Below are 22,604 nucleotides of genomic sequence, written 5' to 3'. Positions count from 1 at the left end.
TCACCTTGTGAGACAGGCCGACAGGCAGGGGTCAGATCCCTTTTCACGACGTGAAAAGGGATCTGACCCCGTTCCGGCCGGGCCCCCCGGCCGTCCAGGGGTTGACTTGACCCGCGCCCGATGTTCTGCGTACAATCCCGCTCCTGTCCGCCCTCGATGGCGGCAGCTCAGACCACAATAACTACAGAGGAAGGCCTGGTCATGTACGCAGTACTGGTCACCGGCGGTAAGCAATACCGCGTGGCGCAGGGCGAAAAGCTCCGCATTGAAAAGCTCGAAGTCGAAGTCGGCAGCGAGATCAAGTTTGACAACATCCTGATGCTGGGTGACAGCGACGGCGTGAAGCTGGGCGATGCGCTGAAGGGCGCTGCCGTCACCGCCAAGGTCCTGTCCCAGGGTCGTGCTGACAAGGTCCGGATCATCAAGTTCCGTCGCCGCAAGCACCACATGAAGCGTCAGGGTCACCGTCAGTACTACACCGAAATCGAGATCACCGGCATCGCCGGCTAAGCATCAGGAGAAGCAGTCATGGCACATAAAAAGGGCGTAGGCTCCTCGCGCAACGGTCGCGACTCCAACCCGAAGTACCTGGGCGTCAAGATCTTCGGCGGCCAGGCCATCGAAGCCGGCAACATCATCGTGCGTCAGCGCGGCACCCAGTTCCACCCGGGTTCGGGCGTTGGCCTGGGCCGTGACCACACCCTGTTCGCCCTCGTGGACGGCAAGGTGGAGTTCTCGGTCAAGGGCGCCAAGAAGCGTCGCACCGTCAGCATCGTCTCGGCCGACGCCTGATCCAGGCATCGCCGGCACCCGTGCCCCGGCACGGGAGTGCTGCATGAAGAGCCCCGCTTCGGCGGGGCTTTTCGTTAGAGTTGAAGCAAGACCGGCTGGGCCGGGTTGCCGGCCCACGGCCGGCATGACATTCAAGGCGGCGGCCGGCAGGCCACGCCCATCGCAGGCATCGAAACAATGAAACTGGTAGACGAAGCAGAAATCGAAGTGTTCGCCGGCAACGGCGGCAACGGCTGCATTGGCTTCCGTCGCGAGAAGTTCATTCCGCTCGGCGGCCCGGACGGCGGCGACGGCGGTGCGGGCGGCAGCGTGTACATCCGCGCCGACGAAAACCTGAACACTCTGGTCGACTTCCGCCATGACCGCATCTTCAAGGCGCAGCGCGGCGAGAACGGCATGGGCCGCCAGGCCTATGGCAAGGGTGGCGAAGACCTGACCATCACCGTGCCGGTCGGCACCGTGGTGATCAACGTGGCCACCGATGAAGTCATCGGCGACCTGACCCGGCACGGCGATCGCCTGCTGGTGGCCAAGGGCGGTCGTGGCGGCCTGGGCAACATGCACTTCAAGAGCTCGACCAACCGCTCGCCGCGCCAGGCGTTGCCGGGCGAGCCGGGCGAGGAGCGCACGCTGAAGCTGGAGCTGAAGCTGCTGGCCGATGTCGGCCTGCTGGGCTTCCCCAACGCCGGCAAGAGCACCCTGATCCGCGCCGTTTCGGCGGCGACGCCAAAGGTGGCTGATTACCCGTTCACCACGCTGTACCCGAACCTGGGCGTGGTGAAGGTGGAGAACCACCGCAGCTTCGTGATCGCCGACATTCCGGGCCTGATCGAAGGCGCGGCCGATGGCGCCGGCCTGGGCGCGCAGTTCCTGCGCCATCTGCAGCGCACCCGCCTGCTGCTGCACCTGGTGGACATCTCGCCGATGGAAGGGGGCGTGGACGGCATCTCGCCGGTGGAGCAGGTGCGTGCGATCGAGCGCGAGCTGGAGAAGCATGACCCGGAACTGCTGAAAAAGCCGCGCTGGCTGGTGCTGAACAAGGCTGACCTGATGTTCGAAGACGAGGCGCAGGCTGCGGCCGAGCAGATCGTTGCCGAGCTGGGCTGGAAGGAGCCGTGGTTCCTGGTCTCCGCACTGGGTCGCGAAGGCACCTTCCCGATCATGAGCCGGATCATGGCCTTCTTCGATCGCCAGAAGGAAGAAGAGCAGGAAGCCCGCGACGCGCAATGATGGCGTTGTGGTTCCGTGCAAAAAACCCGGCTTTGGCCGGGTTTTTTTGTTGGCTACCGCTCTTCTGTAGGGCCGAGCCCATGCTCGGCTGCTGTTCGCGCGGCCAGCCGAGCATGGGCTCGGCTCTACAGGGTGGAAACCGCAGGCAATAAAAAACCCGGCCGGGGCCGGGCTTTTGTCTGCAGCCCAACCCCGAAGGGCAGGGCGGCAACGCCGGATCAGGCGGCCTTGAGGGCCTTGATGCGGTCGTTCAGGCGGCTCTTGTGGCGAGCAGCCTTGTTCTTGTGGATCAGGCCACGCGCGCTGAAGCGATCCAGGATCGGCTGGGCAACGGCGAAGGCGGCTTCGGCGCCGGCGGCATCGTTGGCGTCCAGCGCCTTGATCACTTTCTTGACAGCGGTGCGCAGCATCGAGCGCTGAGCCACGTTGCGCGCGTTGCGCACGACGGTCTGCTTGGCGCGCTTCTTGGCGGACTTGATATTGGCCACGGTGGTGGTTTCCTGAAAAAATCGGTGTTATGGGAACAGCAAGCTAGCTAGTATGATGGCGTAAGAAATGCACGTCAAGTCGATTGTCAAGAGGGACGCTGAGTGAGTTCACCCAAGTTGTTGCGGGGCCTGCTGTCGTTCAGCAGCATGACCATGGTCTCGCGCGTTCTCGGACTTGTCCGGGACTTCGTGGTGACCACCACGTTCGGCACCAACGCCATCACTGATGCTTTCTGGGTCGCCTTCAGAGTACCCAATTTCCTGCGCCGGTTGTTCGCCGAAGGGTCTTTTGCCACCGCTTTCGTGCCGGTGTTCACGGAAGTGAAGGAAACCCGCAGCCACGCCGAGCTGCGCGAACTGATGGCCCGTACCGCCGGCACCCTGGGCGGGGTGCTGATGCTGGTCACCGCACTGGCGCTGATCTTCGCGCCGCAGCTGGCCTCGGTCTTCTCCAGTGGCGTTGATACCGATCCGGTCAAGCAGGGCCTGCTGGTCGACCTGTTCCGCCTGACCTTCCCGTTCCTGCTGTTCGTCTCGCTGACCGCTCTGGCCGGCGGTGCGCTGAACAGCTTCCAGCGCTTTGCCATGCCGGCGCTGACCCCGGTCATTCTCAACCTGTGCATGATCGCCGGCGCGCTGTGGCTGGCACCGCGGCTGGGCGGTACGCCGGAAAAGCAGATCCTGGCGCTGGGCTGGGCGGTGCTGGCCGCCGGCATCCTGCAGTTGCTGTTCCAGCTGCCCTCGCTGAAGGGCATCAACCTGCTGACCCTGCCGCGCTGGGGCTGGCGCCACCCGGGCGTGCGCAAGGTCATGACGCTGATGGTGCCGACCCTGTTTGGTTCCTCGGTGGCGCAGATCAACCTGCTGCTGGATACGGTGATCGCGGCCAAGCTGACCGACGGCTCGCAGTCCTGGCTGTCGCTGGCTGACCGCTTCCTGGAGCTGCCGCTGGGCGTGTTCGGCGTGGCCCTGGGGACGGTGATCCTGCCGGCGCTGGCCCGCCACCATGTCAGCACCGACCGCGAGGGCTTCTCGCGTTCGCTGGACTGGGGCCTGCGCATGACCCTGCTGATCTCGGTGCCGGCCATGCTGGGCCTGCTGCTGCTGGCCGAGCCGCTGATCGCGACCATCTTCCAGCACGGCCAGTTCAGCGCCTTCGACACCCGCATGACCGCGCTGTCGGTGTACGGCCTGAGCTTCGGCCTGCCGGCATTCGCCCTGCTGAAGGTGGTGCTGCCGGCCTTCTACGCCCGCCAGGACACCAAGACCCCGGTGCGCGCCGGGGTGGCGGCGCTGGTGGCCAACATGGTGTTCAACTTCGCCCTGCTGGCCGTGCTGTACCAGGTGATGGTCCCCGACGCGCTGAAGGCGCAGGGCGTGATGGCGGCGATCGGCAAGCAGCCGGGCCTGCACCTGGCACTGGGCATCGCCAGCGCGCTGTCCAGTTACCTGAACCTGGGCCTGCTCTGGTACTGGCTGGGCAAGACCGATGTCTACCAGCGCCGGCCAGGCTGGGGCGGCTATCTGCTGCGCCTGGTGCTGGCCTGCGCGGCCATGGTTGGCGTGCTGTTGGCCCTGCTGCACTGGCTGCCGGGTTTCTCCGCGATGCGTGTGTGGGAGCGGATCGGTGCCCTGGCGTTGCTGGTCGGCGGCGGCGGCGCGACCTATGCGGTGGCCATGCTGGCGATGGGCTTCCGCCCGCGCGACCTGCGCGGGCATTGATCGCGGCCCGTGGCGGCTATACTTCAGGGTTACACCATTGAAGCGGCGGCCCCGGTCGGGCCGGAACGAGAGTTGATGAGCAGGCTGTTCAGAAGCGTCGAGGGCGGGGAGCTGTTCCCCAACGGAAGCGTGGTCTGTATCGGTGCATTCGACGGCCTTCACCTGGGCCATCGTGCGCTGGTCCGCCACGCGGTCGCCCGCGCGCGCGCCTTGGGCGTGGCCGCAGTGGCCGTGGCATTCGAACCGCTGCCGCGTGAGTTCTTCGCGCAGGGCACGCCGCCGCCGCGGCTGACCCTGGCGCGCAGCAAGGTCGAGATCCTGCGCGAGCTCGGCGTCGATGCGATCGGCCTGCTGCGTTTCGATGCCGCGATGGCGGCGATGCCGGCCGAGACCTTCGTGCACCAGTTGCTGGTGCACCGGCTGGGCGCCCGCGAAGTCTGGATCGGGCCGGAGTTCTGCTTCGGCAACCGCCGCCGCGGTGATCTGGCACTGCTGCAGGAGATGGGCGCCGAACTGGGCTTCAGCGCCGGCGAGATTGAAGCGGTGGACCTGCATGGCGAGCGCATTTCCAGCACCCGCATCCGCCAGCTGCTGCAGGGGGGCGATTTCGCCCGCGCCAACGACCTGCTCGGCCGCCCCTACGCGATCAGCGGGCGGGTGGTGCGCGGGCGCCAGCTTGGCCGTACGCTGGGCTTCCCCACCGCCAACCTGCGCTTCCCGAAGACCCCGGCACTGTCGGGCATCTACGCGACCTGGGTGCACGGCGTGTTCGACCAGCCGTGGCCGTCGGTGTCCAGCTTCGGCACCCGGCCGACAGTGGACGGCGTGGAGCCGCTGCTGGAGGCCCACCTGTTCGATTTCCAGGGCGACCTGTACGGGCGCCACATCGACGTGGAGTTTGTCGCCAAGCTGCGCGACGAAGAGAAATTCAATGATCTGGCGGCACTGACCGACCAGATGCACCGCGACGCCGAACAGGCGCGCGCCCTCCTTTCCGAACATAGATTGCGAGCCACTGCGTGAGCCAGGACTACAAGACCACCCTGAACCTGCCAGCCACCGAATTCCCGATGCGCGGCGACCTGCCCAAGCGCGAGCCGGGCATTCTGGCGCGGTGGGAAGCGCAGGGGCTCTACCAGCAGCTGCGTGACAACGCCGCCGGCCGCCCGCTGTTCGTGCTGCATGACGGCCCGCCGTACGCCAACGGCCGCATCCACCTGGGCCACGCGGTCAACAAGATCCTGAAGGACATCATCGTCAAGTCGCGCTACCTGGCCGGCTTCGATGCGCCCTATGTGCCGGGCTGGGACTGCCATGGCCTGCCGATCGAGATCGCGGTCGAAAAGAAGTGGGGCAAGGTCGGCACCAAGCTCGACGCCGTCGAATTCCGCCAGAAGTGCCGCGAGTTCGCCGAAGAGCAGATCAACATCCAGCGCGTGGACTTCAAGCGCCTGGGCGTGACCGGCGACTGGGACAACCCGTACAAGACCCTGAGCTTCGACTTCGAAGCCAACGAGATCCGTGCGCTGTCCAAGGTCGTGGCCAACGGACACCTGGTGCGTGGCGCCAAGCCGGTGTACTGGTGCTTCGACTGTGGCTCGGCGCTGGCCGAGGCGGAGATCGAGTACCAGGAAAAGGAATCGCCGGCGATCGACGTCGCCTACGCCGCGCGCGATGCGCAGGCCATCGGCCAGGCGTTCGGCGTGGGCGTGCCGGCCGACGTCGAAGTGGCCGTACCGATCTGGACCACCACGCCGTGGACGCTGCCGGCCTCGCTGGCGGTGTCGCTGGGTGCGGAAATCAACTACGTGCTGGCCGAAGGCCCGGCCCACAACGGCAAGCGCCGTTGGCTGGTGCTGGCCGCCGCGCTGGCCGAGCGCGCGCTGCAGCGCTACGGCGTCGAGAGCGTGGTGCTGCACGGTGAAACCACCGGCGCGGCACTGGAGAACCAGCTGCTGGCACACCCGTTCTATCCGCAGCGCGATATCCCGCTGCTCAACGGCGACCACGTCTCCGACGAGGACGGTACCGGTGCGGTGCACACCGCCCCCGGTCACGGCCAGGAAGACTTCGTGGTCAGCCAGAAGTACGGCCTGCTGGACAAGTACAACGCCGGGCAGGTGACCCCGATCGACGGCCGTGGCGTGTACCTGGAATCGACCCCGCCGGCCGGTGAGGTGGTGCTGGCCGGCCAGCACCTGTGGAAGGCGCAGGAGGCCATCGTCGGCGTGCTGCGCGACAACGGTGCGCTGCTGGCCTTCCACCCGATCCGCCACAGCTACCCGCACTGCTGGCGCCACAAGACGCCAGTGGTGTTCCGCGCCACCCCGCAGTGGTTCATCTCGATGGACAAGGCCAACCTGCGCAGCGATGCGCTGGCTGCGATCGACACTGTCGGCTGGTTCCCGACCTGGGGCAAGGCGCGCATCCAGAGCATGGTCGACGGTCGCCCGGACTGGACCATCTCGCGCCAGCGCACCTGGGGCGTGCCGATCGCACTGTTCACCCATCGCCAGACCGGCGAGATCCATCCGCGTTCGGTGGAGCTGATGCAGCAGGTCGCCGACCGCGTCGAAGCCGAGGGCATCGACGTGTGGTACTCGCTGGACGCCGCCGAGCTGCTCGGCGCCGAAGCGGCCGACTACGAGAAGGTCACCGACATCCTCGACGTCTGGTTCGATTCGGGCGTGACCCATGAAGGCGTGCTCGCCGCGCGTGGCTTCGGCAAGCCGGCCGACCTGTACCTGGAAGGCTCCGACCAGCACCGCGGCTGGTTCCAGTCCTCGCTGCTGACCGGCGTGGCGATCGACAAGCGCGCGCCGTACAAGCAGTGCCTCACCCATGGTTTCACCGTGGACGAGCACGGCCGCAAGATGTCCAAGTCGCTGGGCAACGGCATCGAGCCGCAGGACATCATGAACAAGCTGGGCGCGGACATCCTGCGCCTGTGGATCGCCTCGGCCGACTACAGCAACGAGATGTCGCTGTCGCAGGAAATCCTGAAGCGCAATGCTGACGCCTACCGCCGCCTGCGCAACACCGCACGCTTCCTGCTCGGCAACCTGGACGGTTTCGATCCGGCCCGGCACCTGCAACCGCTCGAGCAGATGGTCGCGCTGGACCGCTGGATCGTGCATCGCGCCTGGGAGCTGCAGGAGAAGATCAAGGCGGCCTACGACGGCTACAACATGGCCGAGATCGTGCAGCTGCTGCTGAACTTCTGCAGCGTGGACCTGGGCTCGCTGTACCTGGACGTGACCAAGGACCGCCTGTACACGATGCCGACCGATTCGCACGGTCGCCGTTCGGCACAGAGCGCGATGTACCACATCGCCGAAGCGTTCACCCGCTGGGTCGCGCCGATCCTGACCTTCACCGCCGACGAGCTGTGGGGGTACCTGCCGGGCGAACGTGCCGGCCATGTGCTGTTCACCACCTGGTACGACGGCCTGGCGCCGCTGCCGGCCGGTGCCCAGCTCAACGCCGCCGACTTCGACCAGCTGCTGGCCGTGCGCGAGCAGGTGGCCAAGGTGCTCGAGCCGATGCGCGCCAACGGTGCGATCGGTGCTGCACTGGAGGCGGAGATCACCATCGCTGCCAGCGAAGAGCAGGCTGCGCGCTGGCAGCCGCTGGCCGATGAACTGCGTTTCCTGTTCATCAGTGGCGACGTGCAGGTGCGCCCGGCGACCACCGACGAGGTGTTCGTCAGCGCCCAGCCGACCACCAAGGCCAAGTGCGTGCGCTGCTGGCACCACCGCGCCGACGTCGGCAGCAACGCCGACCATCCGGAACTGTGCGGCCGCTGCGTGAGCAACGTGACCGGCGCCGGCGAAGTGCGGAGCTGGTTCTGATGGCCGCGCCCCGTCCGCATCCGAACGCCCTGGTCTGGCTGCTGCTGTCGGCGGCCATCATCGGCCTGGACCAGTGGTCCAAGGCCTGGGTGCTGTCGAGCCTGCCGGAGTTCCAGCCGGTGGTGGTCGTCGACGGCTTCTGGAACTGGTACCGCACCTACAACACCGGCGCGGCATTCAGTTTCCTGAGCGACGCCGGTGGTTGGCAGAAGTACTTCTTCACCGCGCTGGCGATCGCCATCAGCGGCCTGATGGCCTGGTGGCTGCGCGGTACCGCCCGTGGCAACTGGAAGGCCGCAGTGCCGTACGCGCTGATCATCGGCGGCGCCATCGGCAACGTGATCGACCGCCAGGTGCACGGCCACGTGGTCGATTTCATCCAGTGGTACGTGGGCAGCTACACCTGGCCCTCGTTCAACATCGCCGACTCGGCCATCGTGGTGGGTGCCATCGGCATCGCCCTGTTTGGCCTGTTCGACGGCAAGTCCGCCAAAAAGGCGGATAATGCCAATCCGAAACCGTAAGCCGGCCGCTGCCGGGAGATTGAACTGATGGATGTGCTGCTCGCCAACCCGCGTGGTTTCTGTGCCGGTGTCGATCGTGCGATCGAGATCGTCAAGCGCGCGATCGAAACGCTGGGCGCGCCCATCTACGTCCGCCATGAAGTGGTGCACAACCGCTTCGTGGTCGACGACCTGAAGCAGCGCGGCGCGATCTTCGTCGAGGAGCTCGATGAAGTGCCGGACAACAACACGGTGATCTTCAGCGCGCATGGCGTCTCGCAGGCCGTGCGCCAGGAAGCCGAGCGTCGTGGCCTGAAGGTGTTCGATGCGACCTGCCCGCTGGTGACCAAGGTCCACTTCGAGGTCGCCCGCCACTGCCGTGCCGGCCGTGACGTGGTGCTGATCGGCCATGCCGGTCACCCGGAAGTGGAAGGCACCATGGGCCAGTGGAACCGCGAAGCCGGAACCGGCCAGATCTACCTGGTCGAGGATGTCGAGCAGGTCGCCACGCTGCAGATCAACCAGCCGGACAACTTCGCCTACACCACCCAGACGACGCTGTCGGTGGACGATACGCGCGGCATCATCGATGCGCTGCGCGAGCGTTTCCCGGCGATGCAGGGCCCGAAGAACGACGACATCTGCTACGCCACGCAGAACCGCCAGGACGCCGTACGCGATCTGGCCAAGCGCTGCGACCTGGTGCTGGTGGTCGGTTCGCCGAACAGCTCCAACTCGAACCGTCTGAGCGAACTGGCCCGCCGTGAAGGTGTGGAGTCGTACCTGATCGACGGTGCGCACGAGATCGACCCGGCGTGGGTGGCGGGCAAGCAGCACATCGGCGTGACTGCCGGCGCCTCGGCACCGCAGGTGCTGGTCGATGGCGTGCTGGCACGCCTGGCCGAGCTGGGTGCCAGTGGCGTGTCCGAGCTGGACGGCGAGCCGGAATCGATGGTGTTCGCGCTGCCGAAGGAACTGCGTCTGCGCCTGGTCGACTGACCCGGCCTGGCTCTGGTAGGTGAGACTGCACAAGGTGGGTGCGAACCTTGGTTCGCACGCCTTTGGCATGCACTGATGGGCGCACCGCCCATGACCTTTGGCCATGGGGCAGGGCACCGCACAGGCCTAGCATCGGAGGATTCTCCGCTGCTGGAAGTTGCCGATGAAGACCCGAGCCCTGGCGATGTCGTTGCTGTTCGCGCTGGCCGCCACGCCCGCGCTGGCGCAGGCCTCGCCATCGGGTGATGCCGCAGCCCCAGGACTGCTGCGCATCGATGTGGATGCGCGTGACCTGGCCCGGCGCATCTTCAAGGTGACTGCCACCGTGCCGGCCAAGCCCGGCCCGATGACCCTGCTGTACCCGCAGTGGATTCCCGGCAACCATTCACCCACTGGCCCGATCGACAAACTGGCCGGCCTGCGTGTCACCGCCAACGGCAAGCCGCTGGCCTGGCAGCGCGACCAGTACAACGTCTATGCGTTCAAGGTGGACGTGCCCGAGGGCGTCAGCGAGATCGTCGCCCACTTCGATTTCCTGTCCTCGCAGGGGGGCAGCCAGGGGCGGGTGGTGATGACCCCGGAGATGCTCAACCTGCAGTGGAATGCCAACTCGCTGTATCCGGCCGGCGTCGATGCACGCGACCTGCAGGCGCAGGCCAGCGTGACCCTGCCCAAGGGCTGGTCGTTTGCCACTGCGCTGGAAACCGCGCGCCGCGACGGCGATACCGTGGTGTTCAAGCCGATCTCGTATGACCATCTGGTCGATTCGCCGTTGTTTGCTGGCGAGCACTACCAGCGCATCGATCTCGATCCGGGCGCGAAGGTGCCGGTGCACCTCAATGTGTTTGCCGACGAAGCCAAGTCGCTGAAGCCGAGCGAGGCGCAGATCATGATGCACCGCGCGCTGGTGCAGCAGGCGGACAAGCTCTACGGTGCGCGTCACTACAACCACTATGAATTCCTGCTGGCGTTGACCGACCGTCTTGGTGGCATCGGCCTGGAGCATCACCGCTCCAGCGAGAACAGCGCCGACCCGGGTTACTTCACCGAGTGGGACGACAACGCCTGGATGCGCGATCTGCTGCCGCACGAGTACACCCATTCCTGGAACGGCAAATACCGCCGTGGCGCTGACCTGGCTACCGCCAACTTCAACACGCCGATGGGTGACAGCCTGCTGTGGGTATACGAGGGGCAGACCCAGTTCTGGGGGCAGGTGTTGGCGGCGCGCTCTGGGCTGTGGTCGGTCGCGCAGGCACGCGACATGCTGGCCAATGTGGCCGCGACCTATGATCGCGGCCGCCCGGGCCTGGCGTGGCGGCCGTTGCAGGACACCACCAACGACCCGACCATCGCCCAGCGCCGCACGTTGCCGTACCGCAACTACCAGATGAGCGAAGACTATTACTCCGGTGGCCAGATGCTGTGGCTGGAAGTGGAGGGCAAGCTGCGCGCGCTGAGCGGCAACCGTCGCAGCCTGGATGACTTCGCGCGTGCGTTCTTCGGCGTCGGCAACGGCGACTGGGACGTCAACCCGTACACCTTCGACGACGTAGTGGCGACCTTGAACGGCATCGCGCGCTACGACTGGGCGACGTTCCTGCGCGGGCGCCTGGACGGCCACGGTTCGTTGACCGGGGGGCTGGAACTGGCGGGCTGGAAGCTGGTCTACCGCAATACCCCGAACGACGCCTACAAGGCACAGGAGAAACGCGCCAAGGCGGCGTTGCTGGCGTACTCGCTGGGCGCGACCGTGCTCGACAGCGGCGTGGTCGGCGACGTGATCTGGGACAGCCCGGCCTTCAACGCCGGTCTTGCACCCGGCATGAAGGTGATCGCGGTTGGCGGGCGCGAGTACAGCAGCCAGCGCTTGAAGGATGCGGTGGCGACGGCGGCCAAGGACAAGGCGCCGATCGTGCTGCTGGTGAAGCAGTTCGATCGGATCGACACGATGAACATCGACTACCACGGTGGCCTGCAGTATCCGGTGCTGGAGCGCATTGCCGGCAAGCCTGACCGTCTGGCGGATCTGTGGAAGGCGCGATGACAGCGCGCGTGCGCGACGTCGGGATCCTTCTGATGGCGGTCCTCGCCATCATCGGCGCGTTCCTGCACGGTGACGGGCGCTGGCTGCATTGGCTGGCGAAGCCGGCGACCACGCTGCTGATCGCTGCCATCGCCTGGCGGGTGCGTGATCCTGCGCGGCCGTCCTACCGGCGCGCGGTGCTGGCCGGCATGCTGCTGTCGTGCGTGGGTGACATCGCGCTGATGTTGCCGATGGACGCGTTCGTACCGGGGCTGGTGGCGTTCCTGCTGGCGCACCTCTGCTACATCGTCGCCTTCCGTGAGGGCCTGCGTGCCGGGCGTGGCCTGCTCGCCGCCAGCATCCTGCTCGGTGCGTTCGCTGTACTCAATGTGCTTGGGCTGTGGCCGCACCTGCCCGCACCGATGCGCATTCCGGTGCTGGCATACGTGGTGGTGCTGGCATCGATGGCGGTACTGGCGCTCGCACGCCAGTGGCGGCGACCGCACACCGATGCAATGGAAGCCAGCAGCGCCCGCTGGGCGGCCGCCGGTGCGCTGCTGTTCGTCGCCAGCGATTCGCTGCTGGCCTGGGACCGCTTCGCCGGCGGCCTGCAGCTGGCCAGCCTGCTGGTGCTGTCCACCTACTACGGCGCGCAGTACGCCATCGCCCGTTCGGTGAAATAGAAAAAGGGGACGGAGGGGATTAAGTCGCAGACGGCACCAAGGCGCAAACGACTTAATCCCCTCCGTCCCCTCTTTGCGTTGACTATTGGAGGCTCGCGTTGCCGGAACGGCCCTGTGCATCGAACGAGAGTCGCACGGACTGGCGATCACCGGCGACTTCATCCGGCAGCCACACCAGCTTGCCACCCTTGCGCACGATCACATAGACGTGGCCGACGTCACCCGGCGTGGCCATCAGGGCGTTGCGCTGCGCCTGCAGCGCCTGGGCGACGCGTGGCACCGCCTCGAAATCAATGTTGGCCAGCGCCGTGCTGCTGCGGCGCAGGGTGATGGTGGGCGCGAAGCGCTGCGGATCGACCGGCTCGCCCTTGCGCCACTGGCCGTGCTCGAAGTGGTAGCTGTCCACGTGCGTGGGTTGCTGCGGATCGACCAGGTCCAGATTGATGCGGCCGTCATCGTAGAAGTGGATGCTGTGGAACACCATCAACCGGTGCCCGGCCAGGGCTGGCATCTGTTCCAGTGCCTGGCGGGCGGCCAGCAGGTAGTCCGCATCGAACAAGCGGTTGCTGCGTTCGGGCATCGGCATCGACCGCGGTTCGGGAATCGGTGCGAGCGAAGCAGGCCGCTCGCGCGGTGGTGGCGTGGTGATCGGCGTAGTTGCGCGGTCATCCTGCACCGGATGGCCCATCGTTTCGGCAAGGGTCTGCAGTGCCCCGCCGGCAACGGCGACGCCGGCCAGCAACAGCAGCACCATCGAAAATACCAGCCGCGTCGAGGGGGGTTGCTTCATACACCCTCCAGACGTACGTTGCCGCGATCTTCCGGGTCGTACAGCAGCGTGACCTGCTCGCGTGGAAGGTTGGCCAGCTCGATCAACGGGATGAAGCGGCGCACGCTCACCTGCTGTATGCCACCTTCGCGGTCCGTGTACTCCAGCTGGAACTCCACCTGCGGCTGCTCGTTGAGGTAGGTGCCGGTCTGGCGCAGCTTCAGCACCTTCGCATCCACGCCGATGCCGCGGTACTTCAGCGCGTCGCCGCGTGCATCGGCCTGCAGCAGGCGCCCCAGGACGCGCAGACCCAGGGCGTAGCCGCACAACACCAGCGGGCACACCAGCAGTGGGTGGCCGAAGGACAGGAACGTCCAGCCCAGGCCCTCGCTCTGCAGCCGATAGGCGAGCACGTAGGCGCTGGCAACCACGACGATGCCGATGACCGCTCCGGCGCCGCGGCGCCAAAGGCTGGCGACATCAAGTTCGGGCTGGGCACCGTCCAGCACCACATTGGGGAACGCACCCGGCATCCGGCTCAGGCGAACCTCGATGCGCTGGCCAGCCACGAAACGCTGCAGCTGCGGTTTGCTGTCCACCACCAGCATCTGCTCGTTGATCGGCGTGCCGGACAGGTTCTGGAAGCCCAGTTGCAGCTTCCACTGCGCGAAGCCGCGCACGTGCACGCCGGTCTGCTCGGCCTGTTCGATCAACGCCTCACGTGGCTCACCGTCGGCCAGGATGGTGCGCACCCGATGCAGCGCGCGCGGCGGGCCCAGCAGCAGGTAGTGCAGGAAGGCGAGCAGCAACGCGAGCCACAGGGCCAGCGACAGCGCGAGCAGCAGCAGGGCCAGCCATGGCGCGCTGCGGTCGGCCAGTGGCACCGGCCACGACGTGCCGAAGTAGAGGATGCTCGGGAAGGGCAACGCGAAGAACAGCAGGAACGCGCCCCAGAACCAGAGATAGGCCTTCATGGGGTGGTGGGGGACCGATGGAACAGGGCGCGTAGGGTACTACGCTCAGCGGATCTGCAGGGTCAGCAGGAAGTAGCGGCCAAGTGGATCGTCCAGCCCCGGCATCTGGCCGCCATTGCCGACCAGGTAGTTCACCGGTTGCGTGTCGAGCACGTTGTGCACGTCCAGCGCGGCGACCACGCGCGGCCCCAGCCGCCTTGCCAGATGCAGGTTCCAGCGCAGCTGCCGCGGATTCATGCAATGGTTCTGCTCGCGCTGTTCCTCCGGGCATTCCGCACCGGGCAGCCAGGCACGCGTGCGCCCTACCTGGTTGCCGCGCAGGGCGATGTCCCAGTTGCTGTTCTGCCACTGCACATTGAGCACGGCGGCCATCGCTGGCGTGACATGGCCACGCAGGTCCACCGTCGCTTCGTGGCCACGCTCGCGGCGTAGCTCCTGCTGTTTCAATGCATCGACGGAGAACAGCCACTGGCCGGTGCTGCCGGTGTCGATGTGGTACTCCCCGCGCAGAACAAGGTTGCGCGATGTGGTGCGGCCGATGTTGTCGAAGGACAGGCGCAGGTTGTGCAGGTTGCCGTCCTCGTCCAACTCCCACGTGCTTGAATTCCACACTGCGTCGGCCGGTTGCAGGGCCAGGATCTCGTTGCGCAGTTCGACGATGTTGTGGGTCAGCGACAGTGAAAACGCATCGGTCGGTGTCCAGGTCGCACCCAAGGAATGACTGCGCGACCGCTCCGCTTTCAGCGCATCGTTCTCCACCACGTCTACGGTTACGCTGCAGCGTCCGTTGCCGTTGCTCTGCGCGCAGTCGGGCAGTGCACTGGAGGCGGGTAGTTCGATCGCGCCGAAATAGCCCGGCGGCCGCCGTTGCTCGAACAGGCTGGGGGCCCGGTAGCCGCGCCCGGTGGCAAGCAGGAATGACCACTGCGGTGTCGGGCTCCAGCGTACGCCCACGCGGGGCGAGAAAGCCTGGTAATCGCCATCGCGGTCCCAGCGTGCTGCCAGGTCCACGCGCAGCGTGCGCGCCAATGGCAGGCCGAGTTCGGCGTAGGCACCGCCACTGCGGCGTGACAGGTGGCGTTGTTCCTGTGGCAGGCCCAGCGCCAGGTCGCCCTGGCTCAGCAGCGCGTCGGGATGCGACGTCCAGCGTTCCTGGCGCAGGTCGATGCCGGTGGCCACTTGTGCAGCACCGCCGGCCAATGGCATCAACTCGCGCTGCATGCCCCACCAGCCCTGCCACTGCTCGGTGCGCCCGCGGTTGCGGATCGACGGGAACAACTGCGCGGCGGTCTCTGCCGGCAACGAGGTGAAGCCGGGCAGGAAATCCAGCGTCTCGGCCGCGCGCAAAAGTGGTTGGGCGCGCACGGTGCCGGACGTCGTCAGAGTGACATCGCTGCGCTGTGCGCTGATGCCGGCATCCCAGCTGCGGCGGCCCTGGTCGCGGCCGATGCCGAAGGTGACGTCGGCATCGGTGGCACGTACATGCGGACGCACGTTGCCGGCTTCGCGCAGCACGCTGTTGAAGGTGAACCCATAAAGTCCGATGGCTACGGCGGTCGGGCCGAGGTCGAAGCGCTGCCGGTTGTGGCTGGCCCGTGCCTCGGCGTAGGCATAGCGACCCTCGCCGCGCTCATGCCGATAGCGCAGGTAGGCCGAGGCGGTGTCCGAGGCCGGTTGCAGCGAACGCGGGCGTGCGCTGTCGAACCAGCAGGCACCATCGCGCCGTTTCAATGGCCCTTCGCAGCGCGTTGCCGGCCAGTAGCGTCCATCGCGGAACGCGCCGATCAGGTACTGCGAGGTTTCCGCATGCCATTCGCGGCGATCGCCGGCCACGTGGTCGATGCGATGCAGGTCGATGCCAGCGAACCAGCGGTCCCCTCCGTCCCGCACGCCGCCGGTGGCCGCCTGCAGGCGATACTGGCCGGCGTCGCCGCGCCCGCTCAGGCCGGTCTGCAGCATGGCTTCAGGGCCATCGGCCTGGTCACGCAGGATGATGTTGACCACGCCGGACATCGCGTCGGCTCCATAGATGGCCGACGCACCGCCACGCACCAGTTCGATGCGCTCGACGAAGCTGAGCGGGATGCCCCCCAGGTCGGTGAGCCCGCCCTGTTCCAGCGACACCATCGGATAGCGTGGCAGGCGCCGGCCATTGACCAGGAACAAGGTCGCACGCGGTCCCATGCCGTCCAGGCTGGTGGTGGTGGCCGCACCCACCGGCAGGTACTGCGAATCGCCACTGCGCGAGGTGCTCATTGCCGGGTGGCCGTTCATGCCCGGCAAGTGCCGCAGCAGGTCGAACAGGCTGCCGTAACCGCTGCGCAGGATGTCATCGCGGTCGATGATGGTCACCGGCAGCGTGGTCTGCACGGAGGTGCGCGGCAGCCGGCTGCCGGTGACATGGATCGGCGCCAGCTCCACCTGCGGTGGCGTCTCGGGCACCCTGCCCGGCGACGGTGCCGCGGGCATCGCACGCGCCGCGACCGGCGGTGGCGATGGCGGTGCCGGCCGGGTGCGGCGGACGACGAATCCACCGGCAGGCGTGCGCAGGATGGTCACCGGCATGCCGGCGACCAGTTCCTTCAGGGCCACGGCCGCGTCGCTATGGCCATGGGTGCCGGCCGTGCGCAGGCCATCCAGTTCACGCGCATCGAACAGCAGGGCGATGCCACTCTGGCGCGCCCATTGCTGCAGGGCAGGTGCGAGCGGGCCTGAACCCACATCGACCTCCAGGGTGCCGGCCTGTTCGGCTGCATCGGCAGAGGGCAGCGCGGCGAAGCTCAGCGCGAAGCAGAACAGGGTGCGGAGCAGCCCCTCCCGCAGCGCGCCCGGTACTGCCTTCACTGCAGGCCTCCTCAGTACGTGCGGCGCAGTTCCAGCGCGCCATCCGGTCGCGTCTGGCCAGCCACCGACCAGCCCAGTTCCAGCGCCGACAGCAGTTCCTGCGCATCACCGGCACGGAAGGTGCCACTCACGGCCAGGCTGGCGATCTCGGGATCGGCGATCACCAGCGGCGTGCGACCGTAGCGGTTCATGCGCTCGACCACGATCGACAGCGGCGTGGCGTCGAACACCAGCTGTCCCTTCAGCCAGCCTTCGGCAGCGGCATTGGACGACAGCGCCGGGCCGGGCTGGAAGCGGCCCGAGGGCAGCACCTGCAGCTGCTGGCCGGGTGCCAGGGTGTGCTGGGTCCCGCCATTGCTGACTTCCACCGCACCTTCCAGCAGTGCGACTTCGACCAGGCCGTCGTTCAGGCGCTCCACCTGGAAGGTGGTGCCGATGTCGCGGATGGTGCTGTCGCCGGCGCGCAGCTGCAGCGCCTTGCTCGACGGTGCGACCTGCAGCTGCAGGCGGCCCCGTTCCAGCACCAGGTTGCGATGGCGCCAACCGAATCGGGCGTGCAGCGTGGTGCCCGCATCCAGCGTGGCCACGCTGCCATCGGCCAGCGTCTGCTGCCGGGGCTGGTGGGAATCGTTGGCATAGCGCAGCGGTGTGGGGTTGCCGTCGATGGCGACCATCCAGCCGATCCCGATGGCCAGGCAGACGCCTGCGGCGGCGGCCACTGCCGGCAGCCAGCGACGCTGCGCCGGCCGTGCCGCACGTGCTGCGGCGGTGCGCAGCCATGGGTCGGCGGCCAGTTCTTCGCCCCGCTGGAACAGGGTCTCGGCCTGGATCCAGGCGCTGACATGGGCCGGGTCCTCGGCCAGCCAGTCCTCGAACCTCTCTCGCTCGCCCGGCGTGCAGTCCGGAGCCTCCAGCCGCGCCACCCAGGCGCTGGCGCGTTCAAACAGCAGGGTGTCTTCCCTGGGTCTGGCGTGACTCATCCGTTGTCCCTGTCGTTGTGCAGCGGATCCGATCCGAGTTCCTGGCGCAGGCCCTGCAGGGCGCGGGCGATATGTTTTTCCACGGTCTTGGCGGTGATTCCACAGTGCCGCGCGATCTGCGTATAGCTCATGCCGGTGATCCGGTTGAGCAGGTACACCTCGCGCGCGCGCTCGGGCAGCTTGAACAGGGCCTGCCGCAGCAGGGACAGCATCTGCCCGGACTCGGCCTGGCGCAATGGATCGGGCGACGTGCTGGAGGGCTCGTCGCCGCCATCGTGTTCGGCAAGAGACAGGTGTGGCCGCGACTGCGACGAGCGGCCGCGGTCTGCCAGGCGGTTGCGGGCGATACGATACAGCAGCAACCGCAGCTCGTCGGCACTGTGCGCGCGATAGCGGATCAGCCGCTCCATGCAGTCCTGCGCGATGTCTTCGGCATCCTCCGGCCCAACGCCGCGCGTGCGCAGGAAAGTGCACAACGGCGCGCGCTCTTCCCGTACGAACGCAATGAACGCGTCCGTCGGCACGGACAGGTCCGGCGCGCGATGGATCAGAGGAGAGGGCGTGGACAGGGCTGGCCTCGGGCGTCGGTGGCGGGTGCGTCTTCGAGTTTTACGCGACGATGACCGGATGGGGAAGAGTGTGCATGGCCCCTGATTCCATTGTGAATGCATTCATGTTTCGGGGGCTGGTGCGCTGGGGGAGTTTGCGCCGCCCGGACGTTGAACTCCTGACCCGTGTGTTGCGGGTGGAGAGAGAACACATGAAGCATTCGAAGTTGAGCCTGGCCCTGGCCGGGCTGATGGGCATCACCGCCATGGCGGCGGTTGATGACGTCATGGCAATGAATTATCACGTGCGGGACGATCGCGTCTTCCTCAGCGGCGGCGTGACCGTCGCCGACGTGGTGGCGCTGCCCGCGCTGCTGGCCAAGGCACAGGCTGAAGGCCGTCCGATCCGCGAAGTCGTGCTGCGCACATCCAATGGTGGCGCGCTGATCGCCGGCGAGTGGCTGCAGGCGGTGATCCGCACCCAGGGCCTGGACACCATCGTGTCCGGCCACTGCATCTCGTCCTGCTCGATCATGCAGTCCGGTGGCGTCAACCGTTACCTCGGCGGCGATCTGCCACTGGTCGACTCGGTGCAGATCCATGCCGCCAGCAGTGGCGGCAAGATCACCTATGCGCCGTCAGCGCGCATGACCCAGATCTACACAGGCAACTACGGCGGCGGGATGGATGCGGGCCTGTTGCACAAGGCGATGTATGAAGTGGTTCAACCCAATGGCCTGCTGGTATTCCGCGACCCGGCGCGCACCACGGGTACGTCGGTCACCTTCGATCCGGATGGCAGCGGCAGCAAGCTGGAGTCGTTCCCGGGCCAGGACATCCGCGGCAACAACATCATCAACACGGCAGGCTATCGCGATCCGGGCGACACCCTCCGTGTCACCAGCAACGTCAGCGGCGACATCAACCCGGGCTACCTGCGCACCGCGCGCCAGCTGCAGGCCTTCGTCGACGACGATTTCGCGCGCTGGAATACCGACTGGGCCAGCACCTACATCAACTACGCGGTGAGCCTGTACAACGTCTCCACGCGGGGGCCGAACGGCATCGGCACGCAGTCGCTGCAACAGCTGCTCGCCGATCCCGACCTCCAGGAAGAGCTGCGCGGCCAGTTGCGGCTGGCCGATCTGGATGCGTCCACCCTGGGCAGTTCGGCGGGCGTGATCCGTGTCAGCAACGGCGCCACCTGGCGCACCGCCGAAACCACCGGCGCCGATTTCATTCTGGTGGACAACGGCACCATCGCACTGGAGGGTGGTGCGCTGCGCACCCCCGAACTGCGGGTGATGCCGGGCAGCATCGTGGTCGGCCACGGTGATATCGCATCGGTCGGCACCGACAGCGATGCGTTGCTGGATGGCACCGGCCCGTCCTACCGCGAGGATGGCTTCAACCGCCTGCGCGTGTTCGGCACGTTGATGCCGCGTGGCGGTGATCTGGTGACCCACGGCTACGTCAACATCATGCCCGGCGGGCAGGTGCTGTTCGATGTTACCGAAGCGGGTGGTGCCGGCAGTGGCCGCCTGCGCGTCGGCAGCTTCTACGATGGCGGCACCGAGGAGGGCGCGCTGGTGATCGCGCAGGGCGCGCACCTGGCGTTGAACGTCGCCCAGGGCTTCTATGCCGGCACCTACCGTCGCGACCTGGTGGAAGGACCGATCTACCAGGGGGGCTTCCAGGATGCCGTGCGGCTGGGCGATGCCGGCTACAGCGCCAGCATCACGGCCGGTGAAGTGTTCCGCCCGCGCCACAATTCGCTGCTCAGCTTCAACGTCAACCAGACCGCCGATGGCCTGTGGTTGACTGCCAATCCAGGCTTCGACCAGCTGGGCCTGTTCACCAACGGCACCTCCGGCGACGGCCTGGGGCGCGCGCTGGCCGCTGCATCGGACCGCCAGGACAGCGGCCTGAAGTCGTTGCTCGGCGCGCTGCAGTTCGCTGACCGTGATGTGATCGCACAGCAGGCTGGCGCCCTGCGCGGTGACGCGCACGCCAGCCTGCGCCTGGCCGACAATGCACTGATCGGCAGCATCGGCAACGTCGTGCAGCAGCACCAGGCAGCGATGCGCAGTGGCGGCGATGCAGACGGGTTGGCTTCGCAGGCGGCGCAGTCGGTCTCAGCGCAGCCGGGCATGCGCCATGGCAGCCTGTTCAATCAGCTGGCCATGCATCTGGTCGAGCCGGCGGGCGAGGCTGCTGGCGACAGCCGCGTGGCGGGGCGCAGCCATGGCCTGTGGGCACGCGGTTTCGCCAGCCATGGCCGCATCGATGCCGACGGCGGCGTGGCCGGCCTGAGCCACAACATCGGTGGCATCGTGGTCGGTGCCGACACCCGCGTGGCCGATGACCGCGTCACCCTTGGCGTCAGCGTGGCCGCGGCCGACATGTCGACCAAGGCCAGCGATGGCTCCGGTTTCAGTGGCGACGTACGCGCGCTGGATGTGGGCGGCTATCTGGATGCGACCTATTCGCGGGGCTATCTGTCGGCGGCCGTGCGCTACACCGACCTGCGGCATGACACCCGCCGCAGCCTTTCGGCCATCGATGGCCTGCAACAGCCGCTGCGCGCCCGATACAGCAACGATGCGATCTCGGCGCGAGTCGAACACGCGTTCTCCTTCACCACCGGCAAGGGACTGGTGATCCAGCCGCTGCTGCCGGTGGTGGACTACGCACGGACCTCGGCCACCCGTTTCAATGAAGGGCAGGGCGCCGGTGCGCTGCTCGGCCGCAGCGGCAGCCTGGAGAGCATTCGTGTGGGTGCCGGCCTGCAGCTGTTCAAGACCTTCGAGGGCAACAACGGCGAGCGCATCACCCCGCGTGCCCGCGTGGTCTGGCAGAAGGAACTGGGTGACACCCAGGCGCGCTACAGCACCGGCTTCGCTGCGGCCCCGGACCTAGTGTTTGGTGCCAGCAGCCAGGCCGTGGGTGAGCAGGTGCTGGCCTGGAACCTGGGCGTGACCAGTCGTGCCAGCGAGCGCCTGTCGATCATGGCCGACTACGTGGGTGAGCGCCGCGACGGGCAGATCCAGAACGGCGTGATGCTGGGCCTGGGCTATCGGTTCTAAGTGGTACCCGGCCCCGGCGATATGCGTATCGCCGGGGCCATCCCATCAGGGCAGGTGCTGCGGTATGGTCGGCAGGGAACTCCAGCCAGGCCCCGTCATGCAGATCGCCGTTTTCAGTGCCCGCCCCTACGATCGTCGTTTCCTCGGCGAGGCCAACCAGCGCGATGCGGCCGGGCAGGGCTTTGTGTTCGTGTACTTCGATGCCGCGCTGGACGTGCATACCGCTGCGTTGGCACAGGACTGCGCCGCGGTATGCGTGTTCGTCAATGACCGCCTCGACGCGCCGGTTCTGCACGCGTTGCATGCGCTGGGCGTACGCGCCATCCTGCTGCGCTGCGCCGGCTTCAACAATGTGGACCTGGCCACCGCGAAAGCGCTGGAGCTGTTCGTCGCACGGGTGCCGGCCTATTCCCCCGAAGCCGTGGCCGAGCACGCGCTGGCGCTGGTGATGACGCTCAACCGGCAGACCCATCGCGCCTACAATCGCGTGCGCGAGGGCAACTTCATGCTCGATGGCCTGCTCGGCCGCACTCTGCATGGGCGCACGGTCGGCATCGTCGGCACCGGCAAGATCGGCCTGGCCACCGCGCGCATCTTCCACGGCATGGGCTGCACCGTGCTGGGGCATGACCCGTATCCATCGCCGGCCTTCGCCGGCGTGGGCGACATGGTTGGGCTGGATGAACTGCTGGCGCGCGCCGACATCGTGTCGCTGCATTGCCCGCTGACGCCCGATACCCAGCACCTGATCAACGACGCCTCGCTGGCGCGGATGAAGACCGGCGCGATGCTGGTCAACACCTCGCGCGGCGCGCTGGTCGATACCCATGCGGTGATTCGCGCGCTGAAGTCGCGGCGGCTGGGGCATCTGGCCATCGACGTCTACGAGCAGGAAAGCGCGCTGTTCTTCCAGGACCTGTCCGGCGAGATCATCGACGACGAGGCCTTCCAGCGCCTGATGACCTTCCCCAACGTGCTGGTGACCGGCCACCAGGGCTTCTTCACCGTAGAGGCGCTGCAGGAGATCTCGGCAATCACGCTGGGGAACCTGCGGGATTTCGCCGAGGGGCGGGTGTGTGCGAACCGGGTGGGAGCGTAGACACGCTGCG

General features: G+C 67.1%; 18 protein-coding genes. 12 read left to right on the top strand and 6 right to left on the bottom strand.

Annotated features, from left to right (window positions below; genetic code table 11):
* Positions 1-201 precede the first annotated feature (201 nt).
* From rplU to cgtA, 3 genes are all read left to right on the top strand, one after another.
* Positions 202-510, top strand: a complete 309-nt coding sequence (gene rplU / locus AC5P5V_RS02400; protein ID WP_005408557.1) for a 50S ribosomal protein L21 — start codon at positions 202-204, stop codon at positions 508-510.
* A gap of 18 nt (positions 511-528) precedes the next feature.
* Positions 529-792, top strand: a complete 264-nt coding sequence (gene rpmA / locus AC5P5V_RS02395; protein ID WP_005415704.1) for a 50S ribosomal protein L27 — start codon at positions 529-531, stop codon at positions 790-792.
* Between the two features lie 177 nt (positions 793-969).
* The gene (gene cgtA / locus AC5P5V_RS02390; RefSeq protein ID WP_061479125.1) at positions 970-2,022 is read left to right on the top strand and encodes an Obg family GTPase CgtA; all 1,053 of its coding nucleotides are present in this window, start codon (positions 970-972) and stop codon (positions 2,020-2,022) included.
* A 218-nt stretch (positions 2,023-2,240) separates the two neighbouring features.
* On the opposite strand, the gene rpsT is transcribed toward cgtA, so the two are convergent.
* Positions 2,241-2,510, bottom strand: coding sequence for a 30S ribosomal protein S20 (gene rpsT / locus AC5P5V_RS02385; protein WP_005408560.1), 270 nt, complete (start codon positions 2,508-2,510; stop codon positions 2,241-2,243).
* Positions 2,511-2,627: 117 nt separating this feature from the next.
* Here rpsT and murJ point away from each other — a divergent pair, with 117 nt between their 5' ends.
* The 7 genes from murJ (at position 2,628) to AC5P5V_RS02350 (ending at position 12,294) form a co-directional block, all read left to right on the top strand.
* On the top strand, positions 2,628-4,232 hold the full coding sequence (gene murJ / locus AC5P5V_RS02380) for a murein biosynthesis integral membrane protein MurJ (protein ID WP_095377769.1): 1,605 nt from the start codon (positions 2,628-2,630) through the stop codon (positions 4,230-4,232).
* A gap of 75 nt (positions 4,233-4,307) precedes the next feature.
* Positions 4,308-5,255, top strand: a complete 948-nt coding sequence (locus AC5P5V_RS02375; RefSeq protein WP_231352606.1) for a bifunctional riboflavin kinase/FAD synthetase — start codon at positions 4,308-4,310, stop codon at positions 5,253-5,255.
* Positions 5,252-8,083, top strand: coding sequence for an isoleucine--tRNA ligase (gene ileS, locus AC5P5V_RS02370; protein ID WP_134968496.1), 2,832 nt, complete (start codon positions 5,252-5,254; stop codon positions 8,081-8,083). Before AC5P5V_RS02375 ends, ileS begins: the two co-directional genes overlap by 4 nt.
* Positions 8,083-8,607: a signal peptidase II gene (gene lspA / locus AC5P5V_RS02365; protein WP_134968495.1), complete on the top strand. Its 525-nt coding sequence runs from the start codon at positions 8,083-8,085 to the stop codon at positions 8,605-8,607. Before ileS ends, lspA begins: the two co-directional genes overlap by 1 nt.
* A 27-nt stretch (positions 8,608-8,634) precedes the next feature.
* Complete coding sequence (gene ispH, locus AC5P5V_RS02360) at positions 8,635-9,585, top strand: 4-hydroxy-3-methylbut-2-enyl diphosphate reductase (protein ID WP_019659291.1); 951 nt, start codon at positions 8,635-8,637, stop codon at positions 9,583-9,585.
* A gap of 163 nt (positions 9,586-9,748) precedes the next feature.
* Complete coding sequence (locus AC5P5V_RS02355; RefSeq protein ID WP_134968494.1) at positions 9,749-11,632, top strand: M61 family metallopeptidase; 1,884 nt, start codon at positions 9,749-9,751, stop codon at positions 11,630-11,632.
* A complete protein-coding gene (locus AC5P5V_RS02350) occupies positions 11,629-12,294 on the top strand; it encodes a lysoplasmalogenase (protein WP_134968493.1) in 666 nt (221 codons plus the stop codon). The genes AC5P5V_RS02355 and AC5P5V_RS02350 overlap by 4 nt, the downstream gene beginning before the upstream one ends.
* An 82-nt stretch (positions 12,295-12,376) precedes the next feature.
* Here the strand turns inward: AC5P5V_RS02350 and AC5P5V_RS02345 are convergent, their stop codons facing one another.
* From AC5P5V_RS02345 to AC5P5V_RS02325, 5 genes are read right to left on the bottom strand one after another with little or no spacing between them, the layout of a single operon-like run.
* On the bottom strand, positions 12,377-13,084 hold the full coding sequence (locus tag AC5P5V_RS02345; RefSeq protein WP_134968492.1) for a hypothetical protein: 708 nt from the start codon (positions 13,082-13,084) through the stop codon (positions 12,377-12,379).
* The gene (locus tag AC5P5V_RS02340; protein ID WP_134968491.1) at positions 13,081-14,037 is read right to left on the bottom strand and encodes a hypothetical protein; all 957 of its coding nucleotides are present in this window, start codon (positions 14,035-14,037) and stop codon (positions 13,081-13,083) included. Before AC5P5V_RS02340 ends, AC5P5V_RS02345 begins: the two co-directional genes overlap by 4 nt.
* A 45-nt stretch (positions 14,038-14,082) precedes the next feature.
* A complete protein-coding gene (locus AC5P5V_RS02335; protein WP_231352607.1) occupies positions 14,083-16,881 on the bottom strand; it encodes a TonB-dependent receptor plug domain-containing protein in 2,799 nt (932 codons plus the stop codon).
* 11 nt (positions 16,882-16,892) lie between these two features.
* Positions 16,893-17,861, bottom strand: coding sequence for a FecR family protein (locus AC5P5V_RS02330; RefSeq protein WP_231352608.1), 969 nt, complete (start codon positions 17,859-17,861; stop codon positions 16,893-16,895).
* A complete protein-coding gene (locus tag AC5P5V_RS02325) occupies positions 17,858-18,385 on the bottom strand; it encodes an RNA polymerase sigma factor (RefSeq protein ID WP_134968511.1) in 528 nt (175 codons plus the stop codon). Before AC5P5V_RS02325 ends, AC5P5V_RS02330 begins: the two co-directional genes overlap by 4 nt.
* Positions 18,386-18,621: 236 nt before the next feature.
* Here AC5P5V_RS02325 and AC5P5V_RS02320 point away from each other — a divergent pair, with 236 nt between their 5' ends.
* Both AC5P5V_RS02320 and AC5P5V_RS02315 read left to right on the top strand, forming a co-directional pair.
* Positions 18,622-21,495, top strand: a complete 2,874-nt coding sequence (locus AC5P5V_RS02320; RefSeq protein ID WP_134968510.1) for an autotransporter outer membrane beta-barrel domain-containing protein — start codon at positions 18,622-18,624, stop codon at positions 21,493-21,495.
* A 97-nt stretch (positions 21,496-21,592) separates the two neighbouring features.
* On the top strand, positions 21,593-22,594 hold the full coding sequence (locus tag AC5P5V_RS02315) for a 2-hydroxyacid dehydrogenase (RefSeq protein WP_134968509.1): 1,002 nt from the start codon (positions 21,593-21,595) through the stop codon (positions 22,592-22,594).
* Positions 22,595-22,604 lie beyond the last annotated feature (10 nt).

Source organism: Stenotrophomonas sp. YJH_SMC_130, from assembly GCF_059369035.1.
The sequence above is the reverse complement of the archived record's forward strand: the minus strand, read 5'-3'. Positions and strand labels throughout refer to the sequence as shown.

Excerpts from the sequence above, each read along its gene's own strand:
- rplU (WP_005408557.1), top strand. The coding sequence starts at position 202 with ATGTACGCAGTACTGGTCACCGGCGGTAAGCAATACCGCGTGGCGCAG.
- rpmA (WP_005415704.1), top strand. The coding sequence starts at position 529 with ATGGCACATAAAAAGGGCGTAGGCTCCTCGCGCAACGGTCGCGACTCC.
- cgtA (WP_061479125.1), top strand. The coding sequence starts at position 970 with ATGAAACTGGTAGACGAAGCAGAAATCGAAGTGTTCGCCGGCAACGGC.
- AC5P5V_RS02375 (WP_231352606.1), top strand. The coding sequence starts at position 4,308 with ATGAGCAGGCTGTTCAGAAGCGTCGAGGGCGGGGAGCTGTTCCCCAAC.
- lspA (WP_134968495.1), top strand. The coding sequence starts at position 8,083 with ATGGCCGCGCCCCGTCCGCATCCGAACGCCCTGGTCTGGCTGCTGCTG.
- ispH (WP_019659291.1), top strand. The coding sequence starts at position 8,635 with ATGGATGTGCTGCTCGCCAACCCGCGTGGTTTCTGTGCCGGTGTCGAT.
- AC5P5V_RS02355 (WP_134968494.1), top strand. The coding sequence starts at position 9,749 with ATGAAGACCCGAGCCCTGGCGATGTCGTTGCTGTTCGCGCTGGCCGCC.
- AC5P5V_RS02350 (WP_134968493.1), top strand. The coding sequence starts at position 11,629 with ATGACAGCGCGCGTGCGCGACGTCGGGATCCTTCTGATGGCGGTCCTC.
- AC5P5V_RS02345 (WP_134968492.1), bottom strand. The coding sequence starts at position 13,084 with ATGAAGCAACCCCCCTCGACGCGGCTGGTATTTTCGATGGTGCTGCTG.
- AC5P5V_RS02340 (WP_134968491.1), bottom strand. The coding sequence starts at position 14,037 with ATGAAGGCCTATCTCTGGTTCTGGGGCGCGTTCCTGCTGTTCTTCGCG.
- AC5P5V_RS02330 (WP_231352608.1), bottom strand. The coding sequence starts at position 17,861 with ATGAGTCACGCCAGACCCAGGGAAGACACCCTGCTGTTTGAACGCGCC.
- AC5P5V_RS02320 (WP_134968510.1), top strand. The coding sequence starts at position 18,622 with ATGAAGCATTCGAAGTTGAGCCTGGCCCTGGCCGGGCTGATGGGCATC.
- AC5P5V_RS02315 (WP_134968509.1), top strand. The coding sequence starts at position 21,593 with ATGCAGATCGCCGTTTTCAGTGCCCGCCCCTACGATCGTCGTTTCCTC.